Annotated in this window: 14 protein-coding genes; 1 reads left to right on the forward strand and 13 read right to left on the reverse strand. The window is 63.3% G+C overall.

What is annotated here, in order from left to right; translation table 11 throughout:
- Positions 1 to 44 precede the first annotated feature (44 nt).
- A complete protein-coding gene (locus PSV33_RS05490) occupies positions 45 to 650 on the forward strand; it encodes a hypothetical protein (RefSeq protein WP_300559664.1) in 606 nt (201 codons plus the stop codon).
- A gap of 10 nt (positions 651 to 660) precedes the next feature.
- Here the strand turns inward: PSV33_RS05490 and PSV33_RS05495 are convergent, their stop codons facing one another.
- From PSV33_RS05495 to PSV33_RS05555, 13 genes are all read right to left on the reverse strand, one after another.
- Positions 661 to 1,944: an RNA polymerase sigma factor gene (locus tag PSV33_RS05495; protein ID WP_300559666.1), complete on the reverse strand. Its 1,284-nt coding sequence runs from the start codon at positions 1,942 to 1,944 to the stop codon at positions 661 to 663.
- Positions 1,945 to 2,115: 171 nt separating this feature from the next.
- Complete coding sequence (locus tag PSV33_RS05500) at positions 2,116 to 2,508, reverse strand: VOC family protein (protein WP_300559668.1); 393 nt, start codon at positions 2,506 to 2,508, stop codon at positions 2,116 to 2,118.
- A gap of 40 nt (positions 2,509 to 2,548) precedes the next feature.
- Entirely contained in the window at positions 2,549 to 3,088 is a 540-nt protein-coding gene (locus tag PSV33_RS05505; RefSeq protein ID WP_300559670.1) for an SRPBCC family protein, read from the reverse strand.
- Positions 3,089 to 3,098: 10 nt separating this feature from the next.
- Positions 3,099 to 3,524, reverse strand: a complete 426-nt coding sequence (locus tag PSV33_RS05510; protein WP_300559672.1) for a YciI family protein — start codon at positions 3,522 to 3,524, stop codon at positions 3,099 to 3,101.
- A gap of 193 nt (positions 3,525 to 3,717) precedes the next feature.
- Positions 3,718 to 4,071: a YciI family protein gene (locus PSV33_RS05515; protein WP_300559674.1), complete on the reverse strand. Its 354-nt coding sequence runs from the start codon at positions 4,069 to 4,071 to the stop codon at positions 3,718 to 3,720.
- A gap of 8 nt (positions 4,072 to 4,079) precedes the next feature.
- Complete coding sequence (locus PSV33_RS05520) at positions 4,080 to 4,919, reverse strand: NAD(P)-dependent oxidoreductase (protein WP_300559676.1); 840 nt, start codon at positions 4,917 to 4,919, stop codon at positions 4,080 to 4,082.
- A 72-nt stretch (positions 4,920 to 4,991) separates the two neighbouring features.
- Positions 4,992 to 5,759, reverse strand: coding sequence for an enoyl-CoA hydratase (locus PSV33_RS05525; protein ID WP_300559677.1), 768 nt, complete (start codon positions 5,757 to 5,759; stop codon positions 4,992 to 4,994).
- Between the two features lie 172 nt (positions 5,760 to 5,931).
- Positions 5,932 to 6,741 carry a thioesterase family protein gene (locus PSV33_RS05530; protein ID WP_300559678.1) on the reverse strand — a complete coding sequence of 270 codons (810 nt, stop codon included), beginning with the start codon at positions 6,739 to 6,741 and terminating at the stop codon, positions 5,932 to 5,934.
- Between the two features lie 27 nt (positions 6,742 to 6,768).
- The gene (locus PSV33_RS05535) at positions 6,769 to 7,665 is read right to left on the reverse strand and encodes an alpha/beta fold hydrolase (protein WP_300559680.1); all 897 of its coding nucleotides are present in this window, start codon (positions 7,663 to 7,665) and stop codon (positions 6,769 to 6,771) included.
- A 152-nt stretch (positions 7,666 to 7,817) separates the two neighbouring features.
- Positions 7,818 to 9,017 (reverse strand): acetyl-CoA C-acyltransferase, encoded by a 1,200-nt coding sequence (locus PSV33_RS05540; RefSeq protein ID WP_300559682.1) that lies wholly within the window; start codon positions 9,015 to 9,017, stop codon positions 7,818 to 7,820.
- Positions 9,018 to 9,038: 21 nt separating this feature from the next.
- Positions 9,039 to 9,551, reverse strand: a complete 513-nt coding sequence (locus tag PSV33_RS05545) for a DUF4442 domain-containing protein (protein WP_300559684.1) — start codon at positions 9,549 to 9,551, stop codon at positions 9,039 to 9,041.
- Between the two features lie 142 nt (positions 9,552 to 9,693).
- The gene (locus PSV33_RS05550; RefSeq protein WP_300559685.1) at positions 9,694 to 12,102 is read right to left on the reverse strand and encodes a 3-hydroxyacyl-CoA dehydrogenase/enoyl-CoA hydratase family protein; all 2,409 of its coding nucleotides are present in this window, start codon (positions 12,100 to 12,102) and stop codon (positions 9,694 to 9,696) included.
- Positions 12,103 to 12,204: 102 nt separating this feature from the next.
- On the reverse strand, positions 12,205 to 12,639 hold the full coding sequence (locus PSV33_RS05555; protein WP_300559686.1) for a DUF2147 domain-containing protein: 435 nt from the start codon (positions 12,637 to 12,639) through the stop codon (positions 12,205 to 12,207).
- Positions 12,640 to 12,641 lie beyond the last annotated feature (2 nt).

Genomic DNA, 12,641 nt, shown 5'->3' on the forward strand with positions numbered 1-12,641 from the left:
GCTGACTACACTGGGGACCTCCCCAAAACAAAGTCGAAGCATTGATGGACCTCCTTTTTCTGGCGCTCATGATCGCCGCCGGCGCCTATGCGCTCAAATCGGGCTACGAACGCAAGCGCATCGCCTTGCTGGGCAGCCACCTCGGCCAATACCAGATCGAAAAGCTCATGGAAAGCCTGGTGGAAGGCTATATGCGCGCACTTCGTGAGGACGACCCGCAGCGCCGCGAAAGCATCTGGAACCTGTTGACGAGCACCGAGACCCAGCTGTGCGAGCAGTTCAACAACTTCGTGGCCGGGTTCTCCCGCGTGGAAGGCGCTGCCGCACGCGTGAGCCGGCTTCCCCTCCCCCTGCCCTACGCCGACAGGCTCTTTCCCGCAGCGACTTTCGACTTGCGCCAGGTCCTGCTGGTGCATGCAGAAGGACTCACGCGAGCCGCCAAAGGCACGTCCGGACAATCGCCCAAAGCCAAGGCCTTCACCCTGTCCGCCGAGATGTTCCTGATGCAGCACAGCTGCCACTGGTTCTGCAAATCCAGGGCCGTCGCCTCTGCCCGGCTGCTGGTTCGCCACAAGACGACTTACGAGCAGGTGCTGGCGTCGGTGGCGCCGGAAACGCGCCGCGCCTACCTCGCGCTGGTCGGCTCTTGAATCAATGCCATCAGGGGAGCAGCCCCTGTGCACGCTCGAGCAGCAACTCGCGCTCGCGCAGGTTGCCCGCCAGCGCCGCGGCGCGTTCAAATTCATGGCGCGCCTCGTCGTTGCGGCCCAGCCTGGCGAGCAGGTCGCCGCGCACGCCGGGCAGCCACTGGTAGTTCTGCAGGGCTTTGTCGCCACGCAGCACGTCGATGATGGCCAGCCCGGCCGCCGGCCCGAAGGCCATGCTGACCGCCACGGCGCGGTTGAGCTCCACCACGGGTGAGGGTGCGGTTTGTGCCAGCGCGTCGTACAGGGCGGCAATACGCACCCAGTCGGTCTCCGCGGACGTTGGTGCGCGGGCATGGCAGGCGGCGATGGCGGCCTGCAGCGCATACGGCCCCAGGACGCGGGCTGACGACTCGGCCAGCGCCAGCGCCATGTCGAGCGCGGCCAGCCCCCTGCGGATCAGGAGATGGTCCCAGCGCGCCCGGTTCTGGTCGGCCAGCAGTATCGGCCGGCCGGCGGCATCGACCCGGGCGGCCATGCGCGAGGCCTGCAGCTCCATCAGTGCCAGCAAACCCTGCACCTCGGACTCGCCCGTTGCCAGCCCGGCCAGCATGCGGCCCAGACGCAACGCTTCGTCGGTCAGTGCGGGCCGCATCCAGTGGTCGCCGGCGGTGGCGGTGTAACCCTCGTTGAACAGCAGGTAAACCACCTCCAGCACCGAAGCCAGACGTGCGCCCAATTCATCCCCGCGTGGTACTTCGAACGGCACCCGTGCCTCGGCCAGGGTGCGCTTGGCGCGCACGATGCGCTGGGCCATCGTGGGCTCAGGCACCAGGAAGGCGCGGGCGATTTCATGCGTGCTCAGGCCGCCCAGCAGCTTGAGCGTCAGCGCCAGCCGCGCCTCGGTGGAAAGCACCGGGTGGCAGGCAGTGAAGATCAGGCGCAGCAGGTCGTCGCCGATCTCGTCCTGCCGGGCCTCGTCCAGCGCGTCCACGAAATCGGGCACGACCAGCACTTCCAGCGCCTGCAGCTCATGGCCGATCTGCTCCAGCTTATCGCCCTGCATCTTCTGGTGCCGCAGGTGGTCCAGCGCGCGGTTTTTGGCCACCCGCATCAGCCAGGCGCCGGGATTGTCCGGCACACCCTTGCCAGGCCAGCTTTCCAGCGCGGAAACCAGCGCGTCCTGCGCCAGCTCCTCGGCCAGCCCGATGTCGCGCACCATGCGCGCCACCGAAGCCACGATCTTCGCGGACTCGATGCGCCAGACGGCGGAAATCGCTTCATGGGTGGAAGAATGCATGAATCAATGGTAACGGCATGCCTCAGGCGCCAGGCGCAACGAGCGGCACGGAATGAGTGAGTGCTGGACCTCTTCAATCAAGCAGGGCGCGGGTCCGGCCTTGCCGGCCCGCAGGCGCAGCGGCCCCCTCGGGGGGGCAGGGCGCTACACGCAGTGAGCAACCGTGGGGGGTCAACTGGCCATCCAGAAAACCTCCCAGACGTGACCGTCCAGATCGGTGAAGCCGTGGCTGTACATGAAGCCATGGTCCTGCGACGGGTTGGGCGCGCTGCCGCCAGCGGCCAGTGCTTTCTTCACCAGCTCATCCACTTCGGAGCGGCTTTCACATGAGAGGGCAATCAGCACCTCGGTGGTCTTTGTGGCATCGGCAATCGGTTTCTTCGTGAAGCCCTGGAAGAAGGACTCGATCAGCAGCATCACGTAGTTGTGATCCTCGCTGATGACCATGCAGGCGCCCTGCTCGTTGGTGAACTGCGGGTTGAAGGAAAAGCCCAGGCTCTTGAAGAAGGCCTGGCTCTTTTCCATGTTCTTGATGGGCAAGTTGACGAAAATCTGGCGTGACATGGTTGTTCCTTTGAAGATGGTTTCAATAAGGCCGCGGCTCTCAGGCTTTGTCTGCTTTGGCCTTGAGATTGGAGAGGCCGGCTTCGAAATCTGCGCCGATCATCTTGTCCATGTTGAAAATCACACCCATGAACTTTGAAAGGAAGGGCGCAGGGCCTTGCATGGCCCAGGTGACCTGTGTGGTCTGACCTCCAGGTACCAGTGAAAAGGTGATCAGGTTGTTGGTCTTGAAGGGTGCGGTCATGTCGAGCCGCATCTGTACCTGCGAAGGCGCCATGGCCTGCACGATTTCAAAGCTGCCGCTGCCTGACTTCCTGCTTTCGAAATCGTAGTGGGCGCCGGGCCCGATGAACGGACCGCTGTAGCGGCCTGTCATCTCCGGGTCTTTCAGCGCATACGGGTTCCAGGTATTGAAAGCCCGGACGTCGTTCACCAGCGGGAAGATTTTTTCAGCCGCTGCGGCAATGCTGGTGCTGCGAGACACACGGAAAGTGTCGGGCCGTTGCAAAGCAATGACCGCAACGACAGCGATGGCCAGCACAATCAGCCCCAGCAGGGTGAGCAAGGTGGTTTTGATCATGGCGCGCCTCTTACTTCAGGCTGGGCGTGTTCATCTCGCGGAAACGCTCGACCTGCGCACTGGGCTCGAAGTCGTCGAGTTCATACAGCTGGCGGACCTCGATCACGGCCGGCGCGTTTTCGCCAACAGGGTTGGGAAAGCGTCGCGACCACTCCAGCGCCTCCTCGCGGCTGCGCACCTGGATGGTGGTGAAGCCGGCAATCAGTTCCTTGGCTTCCGCGAAAGGGCCGTCAACCACGGTGCGCTTCTGGCCGTCGTAGTGGATGCGCCAGCCCTTGCGGCTGGGCTGCAGCCCACTGCCATCGAGCAGCACCCCGGCCTTGACCATTTCCTCGTGGAAGTCGGCCATGGCAGCCATCAGTTTTTCGTCGGGGGTCTGCGGGGTGGTCTCGGCCTCGAACTCGGGTGTCGATTTGACGATGATCATGAATCGCATGGGGTCGCTCCTTTTTCAGTTGGATGGCAGGCTTTTTGCGGCCCGTACCCACACGACGAAGCAAAGCATGCGAGATCGACATGCCGAATCTGAAAAAAAATGTAACGAAGAGCGGTGGAGCCCCGACTCCTCTGCCAAATCAGGCCGGCGCCATTATTCTGTGGGCGCCAACAGCTATCGATTCAGGATCAATTCAGATGAAGCAGGGGCCGGTGGCCCTTATCTCCAGGGTGGCCCACTCGGCCGCAGGGCACTGGCCCGCAATCGCGACCGCCTCCTCGCGGGTCTGGCAATCAATCAGAAAAAAACCTCCGACCATTTCCTTGGCTTCGGCGAAAGGTCCATCCAGCACATGCGTCCGATCCCCGCGGACCTGGACCCGCGCGGCCTCATTCTGCGACGCCAGAGATTCGGTGGCCAGCAACAGACCACGCGCCTTCAGGTCTGCAGCAAAGTCCAGCATGCGCCCATACACGGCGCGGCCTTCGTCCTCGGTACGCATCAGCCGCTGGCCGACCTGCTCATGAATTAACAACATGTAAGCCATGGTTTTCCTCAGTCCACAAAAAAGTCAGGAATGAAATTTTTTGTGCCCGGTGTCACCGAGTATTTTTCCAGATCGGTCACGCCATGTGCGGCCAACAGCTCGTCGTCAATGTAGAAATGACCGGTGGCCGGGTTTGGACTGGTCAGGATCAGCCAGGCCGCGTCCGAAAGAATCTCCGGCTTGCGGCACAGCTTCAGGTCCACGCCGGGAATCATCTGCAGTGCCGCCGTGGCAATCGCGGTGCGCGGCCACAGGCTGTTGACGGCGATGCCGTATTTTTTGAACTCCCCGGAATGACCCAGGGTGCACATGCTCATGCCGTACTTGGCCATGGTGTAGGCCGTGTGGTTCTCGAACCAATGAGGCTTCATGCTCAGCGGCGGCGACATGGTGAGCACCTGTGGCTTGCGCCCGGCCAGCGCGGATTTTTTCAACTCCGCCAGACATGCCTGGGTGCACAGGTAAGTGCCACGCGCGTTGATACCGTTCATCAGGTCATAACGCTTCATCGGTGTGTGTTCGGTGTCGGTCAGGCTGATGGCGCTGGCGTTGTTGACCAGGATGTCGATGCCGCCGAAAGTGTTCACCGCCTTGGCCACTGCCGCCGTCACCGCGTCTTCATCACGGATATCCACCGCCAGCGGCAGCGCCTGGCCACCGGCGGCCTTCACCGCTTCGGCCGCGCTGTAAATCGTGCCCGGCAGCTTGGGGTTGGGGTCGGTGGTTTTGGCCAGGATCACGATGTTGGCGCCGTCGGCCGCGGCACGGGTGGCAATCGCCAGGCCAATGCCACGCGAGGCGCCAGTGATGAACAGGGTTTTGCCTTTGAGACCGGGTACTGAACTCATGATGCCTCCTGAATGCTACATAATTAATAGCTGCTTGCGCATACCGAATAAGGGCCCCAGGCCAATTTGACCTCAAACCTTGGAGAAATCCGGCTTGCGCTTCTGCATGAAGGCGCCAAAGGCCTCGCGGGCGGCCGGCTCCTTGAGCATGCGGCCAAAACTCACGCCCTCCTCGGCCATGCGCTCGGCAACCATGCCAGCCTGGCCCTTTTTCATCAGGCGCTTGGTTTCCACCAGTGAGCTCAGCGGTTTGGCCGCAAGTTTTTGCGCCTGGCGCTGCGCCAGGGCATTGGCTTCGGCAGGAGGAACGATGCGGTTGATCAGGCCCATCTCGAGCGCCGACTCGGCGGTGAACGGCTCGCCGAGCAGCAACGCTTCGGCCGCGCGCGCGTAACCCATGAGTTGCGGCGCCAGAAAGCTCGACGCCGCTTCCGGGCACAGGCCCAGATTCACAAACGGCATGGAAAAGGCAGCATTGTCGCCGGCATAAACCAGGTCGCAATGCAGCAGCAAGGTGGTGCCTATGCCCACCGCGGGGCCGCACACGGCAGCCACCAGCGGCTTGGGAAAGGTGCTGATGCCGCGCAGAAAGCGGAACACCGGCGACTCGGGGGTGGCGGGCGGGCCGTTGAGGAAATCACCGATGTCGTTGCCGGCCGAGAAAATGCTTTCATGGCCCTGGATCACCACGGCGCGCACCGCAGGGTCCGCGTTCGCAGCGTCGAGCGCGTCGGCCATGGCGGCGTACATGGCCGAGGTGATGGAGTTTTTCTTCTCGACCCGGCTCAGGGTGATGGTCATCACCGCGTTGTCGGTGTGGACCAGGATGTCTGTACTCATGTGGTGCTTTCCAGTTTTTGTTTGACGAAACAGATACAGACGCCAACCCTTCCAGGCCAACCGGGGCCGCGGATCTGGCTTTGCCAGTCCGCAGGCGCAGCGGCCCCTCTTCTTCGTTCAAGGGGCAGCGCACCGCCGTAGGCTCGCGAAGCGACAAGCGTGGGGGCCATCTTCATTCCTTGTAATAAACGACCTGGTGTGTCGTCACCAGCAATTGGCCGGCTTCGTTCCATAACTGCGCCGTCTGGTCGAAATAGCCGCTGCGAAAGGCCTGGGCCTGCGTCTGCCCCAGCAGGTAGCCGCTACCTGTGGCTTGCAGCAGGGCTGCATCGGCATGGTAATACACCGTCATCGACACTGTGCCGACGGGAACCAGCAGCGGACGTCGCTTCCAGACGCGCGGGTAAAACACATCCGACAGCGCCGTGAGCGAGGCGAAATCGAGCGGCCGGGGCGGGTCGTCGCGCAGCCACAGCAGGGTGCGGCTTGCGCCCTGGTCCGCCCCGTGCCACTCGACAGGAATGGCGCCTTCGGCAAAACGCATCTCATACCGCTTGACCCACTCGACCCGGGTCGGGCCGCCGGCGCGGGCTACATCGGCAGGGGCTGCGACGGCCGGCATGGCGTGTTCGTCGGCGCCCCAGGTGTCACGCCGCAGGCCGAAAAAGGCGGTGCCGGTCAGCACCGTCGCGCCGTCTTGCTGCATCTCGATCACCCAGTGCTGGGTAGACCGGTTGGTGCGCGCGGGGCGCGCGCTCACGGTGAACGGCCCATCCGCCAGCGCGGCGGCGAAGTTGACGGTCAGCGAAATCGGATCGCCCAGGCGCTGCGGATGCTGCAGCACGGCATTCAGGGCCTGCGCCGCCGTGACACCACCGAATGGGCCGACCATGTTGGCATACGCCGCGCTGGTGTGGCCGAGACATGTCCCGTCGGGCTGCGCCTGCAAGGCCACCGCGGTATCAAAAGGATGAAAACTCATGGTCAGAGTATGCCGCCGACATCGGTTTCAGGCAGTCGTACCGGGGACGCCAGCCACCAGGCTGGCCCGGCGCATGCGCTCGAGCATCTGCACCGTGCGCGGCCACAGGTTCTGGCGGAACTGCTGCCTGAAAAAGCCGAAATGGCCGATGCGCTTGACGCCCAGCTCGTCAGGCGTGATGCGCTCGAAACTGCGCGAGGCGCCGCTGTACAGGTTGATCAGGTTTTGCGTGCCGCGCCAGGTCATCAGCTCATCGTCGGTGATGGAGAGCGCCAGCACCGGAAACCTGGCCTGCGCATAGGCCAGGCGCGCGCCTTCGCCTTCGGCACCCACGCTGTAAAGCGGATCCAGGCACCACTTGCGCCACTGCAGCATCACACCCGCCGGCAGGTCGCCCACTTTTTTCAGTTTGCGCCCGGGAAAATAGCCGCACAGGCGTGTGGCCAGCGGCACCAGCACGTACCAGAAATAGAGAATCATGCGTCTGAGCTGCGGCGCGTTGTCGCGCCAGTAACCACTGCCGGCGGCAATGCTGACCAGCCCGTCCACCTTGCCCTGGTTTTTCAGGAAGCCCGGCAGTTGTGCGCCCAGGCTGTGGCCCAGCAGGTAGAGCGGTGCATCCGGTAAGGCGGCCTTGGCCGAATCGACAACCGCCTCATAGTCGCTCGCCCAATCAAAGAGATCGGCCCGGAAGCCACGCAGCGATCCATCCGGCGTACCGGGCAGCGACTCGCCGGAACCGCGGTAGTCAAACGTCGTGACCCGAAAGCCCTGGCCCGACAACCATTCGGCAAACGGCGCGTAATAGTCCTGTCGTACCCCCATCGCCCCGCCAATCACCACGCTGGCCCGCGCAGGCGTGCCGGCGTGGTAAACCCGCAAGGCGAGTTGGGAAGTGCCCGATTCCAGAACCTGTTGTTGCATGACTCGTTTCCTCCAACAAACCACCATTCCCGACGGCGTAGCGAGCGGGATGCAGTGCGAGGCGCGGGTGCCCGAAGAAAACCGGAGCGACCTTCAGGGTCGTGAGGATTTTCTTGGGGCTGCAACGACGCAATGCGCCCGCGCAGTAGCCGTCAAACTCTCTCGAAGATGCCGGCGGCGCCTTGTCCCATGCCCACACACATCGTCACCATGCCGTACTTCAGCTGGTGCCGGTGCAGCGCATGGATCACGGTCGCGGCGCGGATCGCACCGGTGGCGCCCAGCGGGTGGCCCAGCGCAATCGCGCCGCCCATCGGGTTCACTTTCGCCGCATTCAGGCCCAGCGTGTTGATAACCGCCAGCGATTGCGCGGCAAACGCTTCATTCAATTCATACCAGTCCATGTCGTCCTGCTGCAGGCCGGCATAACGCAAGGCGGCGGGAATGGCCTCGATCGGGCCTATGCCCATGATGTGCGGCGGCACACCCTTGGCCGCGTAACTGACAAAACGCGCGAGTGGCTTGAGGCCGTGTTCCTTGACCGCCTTTTCGCTGGCCAGGATCAGCGCACCGGCGCCATCCGACGTCTGCGAGCTGTTGCCCGCCGTGACCGAGCCGCGCGCAGCGAACACGGTCTTGAGTTTGGCCAGCCCTTCGAGCGAGGTGTCGGGGCGTGGGCCTTCGTCCAGGCTGACGGTGCGGGTTTTGCTGATGACTTCGCCGCTCTCCAGGTCCGGCGAGCGGTCGGTGACCTCGACCGGCGTGATCTCGGCGGTGAACTCGCCGGCCTGCTGCGCCTTGATCGCCTTCTGGTGCGACTCGACCGCAAACTGATCCTGCGCCTCGCGCGAGACTTTCCACTGCTGCGCGACTTTTTCAGCCGTCAGGCCCATGCCATAGGCGATGCCGATGTTCTCGTCGTTGGCAAACATGGCCGGCGACAGCGAGGGCGAGTTGCCAGACATGGGCACCATGCTCATGCTTTCGGTGCCGGCGGCAATCATCACGTCGGCCTCGCCGACACGGATGCGATCGGCCGCCATCTGGATGGCGGAGAGACCAGAGGCACAAAAACGGTTGACGGTGATGCCACCGACGCTGGTCGGCAGGCCGGCCAGCACCGCGCCAATACGCGCAATGTTCAGGCCCTGCGGGCCTTCGGGAATGGCACAGCCGCAAATGAGGTCTTCGATGGCCTTCGGGTCCAGCGTCGGCACTTGCGCCAACGCCGCCTGTAGCGCGCGCACCAGCAGTTCGTCGGGTCGGGTGTTGCGGAAAAACCCCCGGTGCGAGCGCCCGATGGGCGTGCGCGTGGCGGCGACGATGTAGGCTTCCTGGACTTGTTTGGACATGATGTCAGTTCCTTTGATTCTTTAATTTTTTCGCGGGCCGGAAGGTATCCAGGCCCAGACAAATTCACACTCGACCGGCTCCACGCCGGCCTCGTCGGTCACCGTGACGGCAACCGTTACTTCGCCCTTGTCGCTGGCCTGCATGGCGGCGCGCTGCTCGTCGCTCAGGGTCGCCACGGCGCGCAGCGCGCCGGTGGCGCGCTTTTTGAAGGCCATCTTCAGCTCCTTGGCCAAAGGGATGCAGTCGTCCCGCACATTCATGCCCACCACCATGCCGGTGGCGGTTTCGGCCAGCAGGTTCATCGCCGAAGCATGGATGCCCCCGATGTGGTTCTGCACCTTCTTCTCGTTCCTGATACCGATCTCAACAAGGGCCGGCGTCATCTGCAGAAAGTCCAGCCCCGCCGTTCCGGTGAACGGCACGGCGCGGTGCATCACCACACCGCGAAACCAGGTGCGCGCAAAAGCCGGCACGTCGGACAGGCGCTCCAGCTGGCGTTCGAGGCGATTGGGGTTGTTGTGTGGGGTCGTCATAAAGTTGCGGTTCGCGATTGAGAAAGCGTAGCGAGGAGGCATCAGGCTAGGCGCGGGCGCCCGGAAGCACTTGGCCCGTACTTCTGTACGTGAGGATTGGTTCTGGGCTGCAACGACGCATGATGCCTCCGCAGTAGCTTTATCAATTACGAACAGGTTTGCCCGTGCTCATCATGCCCATGATCCGCTCCTGCGTTTTGGGATGCTCAAGCAACGAACAAAAGGCCTTGCGCTCCAGCGTCATCAGGTACTCTTCGGTCACCAGCGAGCCGGCATCGACATCGCCGCCACAGACCACGTTGGCGATCAGGCTGGCAATGTGGAAGTCGTGCGCGCTGATGAAGCCGCCGTCGCGCATGTTGACGAGCTGGCCCTTGATGGTCGCCAGGCCGCTGCGCCCCACTACCGGGAACAGCCGCTTGTGCGGTGCGCGGTAGCCGGAATTGAACAGTGCGCGTGCCTCGTTGAGCGCCACATGCAACAGCTCGTCCTTGTGGGGCACGATCACATCGCTGTCGAGCAAGTAGCCAATCTTGCGGCTCTCAATGGCGCTGGTGCCCACCTTGGCCATGGCCGCGGCAGTGAAACCCTCGGTCAGGAAAGGCAACACGTCCTTGTTGGTGGACGTTGCGGCGTTTTCAGCCGCCCGGCGCGCAATATAGGTCAGGCCGCCGGCACCGGGCACCAGGCCGACACCAACCTCGACCAGGCCGATGTAGCTTTCCATCGCAGCCACCCGTTTGGCCGAATAAACCGCGAGTTCGCAGCCGCCGCCCAGGGCCAGGCCGCGAACGGCCGACACCACGGGAACAGCCGCATAACGCAGCTTGAGCATCACGTTCTGCATCTCGGCCTCGGCGCCCTCCACGGCCGAAACACCGGCCATCATGAAGGCGGGCAGCATGGCCTGCAGGTCGGCACCGGCAGAAAACATCTCGTCGTTCGACCAGATCACCAGGCCCTTGTAACTTTTCTCGGCGAGGTCCACACCCATCGCCAGGCCTTCGACCACATCGGGGCTGATGGCGTGCATCTTGGTCTTGATGCTGGCGATCAGCACGTCGCCCTGTTCACCAGCCAGCGTCCACAAGCGGATCGCGTCGTCTTCGTGCAGCGTCGTGCCGGCTGTCGTGAAGTCGGGCAGCGCCTCGCCGAGCAGTTTTTCAGGGAAGTGCTGGCGCTCGTAGACCGGCAGCGCGCGGCGCGCCACAAATTTGCCGGCCGAAGCGCTCCATGAGCCCTGCGCCGTGTGCACGCCGCCGGCCTCGGCCACCGGACCCTTGAAAACCCATTCGGGCAGCGGCGCCTTGCACAGCGCCTTGCCTGCCGCGATGTCCTCCTGGATCATCGTCGCCACGGCGAGCCAGCCGGCTTCCTGCCACAGCTCGAACGGACCCTGTTTCATGCCAAAGCCCCAGCGCATGGCCTGGTCCACGTCGCGCGCGTTGTCGGCAATGGTGGCCAGATGCACGGCAGCGTAGTGAAAGCTGTTGCGCAGGATGGCCCAGAGGAACTGGCCCTGCGGTCCTTCGGCGTTGCGCAACAGCCGCAGGCGTTCGGCTGCCGGCCTCTTGAGCATGCGGGTGTACACCTCGTCGGCCTTCTGGCCGCCGGGCACGTACTCCTCGCTCTCCAACTCGAAGCGCAACACGTCACGCCCCACTTTCTTGTAGAACCCGGCTTTGGACTTCTGGCCCAGGTTGCCCAGTTCCAGCAGTTTTTTGAGCACATCGGGCGTGCCGAAACTGGCGTAAAACGGGTCGCTCTTTTCGTCCAGGTTGTCCTGCAGCGTCTTGATGACGTGGGCCATGGTGTCCAGGCCCACCACGTCGGCGGTGCGGAAAGTGCCGCTGCTGGCGCGGCCCAACTTCTTGCCGGTGAGGTCATCGACCACGTCGTAGGTCAGGCCGAAATTCTCGACCTCTTTCATCGTCGCCAGCATGCCGGCAATGCCGACGCGGTTGGCCACGAAGTTGGGCGTGTCGTGAGCGCGGATCACGCCCTTGCCCAGGCCGCTGGTCACAAAGGCTTCGAGGTCGTCGAGCACCTGGGGATCGGTGGTCGGTGTGTTGATCAGCTCGACCAGCGTCATGTAACGCGGTGGGTTGAAAAAATGGATGCCGCAAAAACGAGGCTTGATGGACTCGGGCAGGGCTTCGCTCAACTTCGTGATCGACAGGCCCGAGGTGTTGCTCGCGACGATGGCGCCTTCACCGATGAAAGGCGCGATCTTGTGGTACAGATCGGTCTTCCAGTCCATGCGTTCGGCAATCGCCTCGATGATCAGGTCGCACTCCCTGAGAACCTCCATGTGTTCCCCGTAGTTGGCCTGCTGGATCAGGGCCGCATCTTCGGGCACGCCCAGCGGTGCGGGCTTGAGCTTTTTCAACCCTTCGATCGCGCGGCTGACGATGCCGTTTTTTGGCCCCTCTTTGGCGGGCAGGTCAAACAGCACCACCGGCACCTTGAGGTTGACCAGATGGGCCGCAATCTGCGCACCCATCACGCCGGCACCGAGCACGGCGACTTTTTTGACTTGGAAGCGGGACATGGTTTCTCTTTCTTTTCTATTCCGTTCGGGCTGAGCTGGTCGAAACCATGGGCGATTTCGTGAAGCCCCTTCGACAGGCTCAGGGAGAACGGATGTTGATGGTTACGGGATGCGGACCCAGGTCTGGGTGCGGCCGAAAGGACCGAACGAGCCCCGGACTTCAAGCTTTTTGCCGCCCTCGACGGGCGTCAGGCGCAGGGTGTAGTTGCGTCCGTTTTCCGGGTCCAGGATCTTGCCGCCCTCCCACACCTCTTTGCCTTCGGCCTTTTGGGCGCCGCGGATGATCTCCAGGCCAAGAATCGGCTTGTCCTTGCGGTCATCGCTGCACTTGTCGCAGACGTCGTCAGGCTTGACGTCCTTGCCCAGACGCGTGGCGATCTTGCCGCTGAGCACACCGGCGCTCTCGACAATCCGGATCTCGGCCTTGGCCTCCCCGGTCTTGTCGTCCACATTGCGCCACAAGCCGACCGGCGTCATCTGGGCCAGGGCGGGGAAAGCCAATGCTCCCAAAACAATAGCTGTCAGCGCACGGTACATAA

This window comes from Polaromonas sp. (assembly GCF_029945895.1).
Taxonomy (GTDB): Bacteria; Pseudomonadota; Gammaproteobacteria; order Burkholderiales; family Burkholderiaceae_C; genus Polaromonas.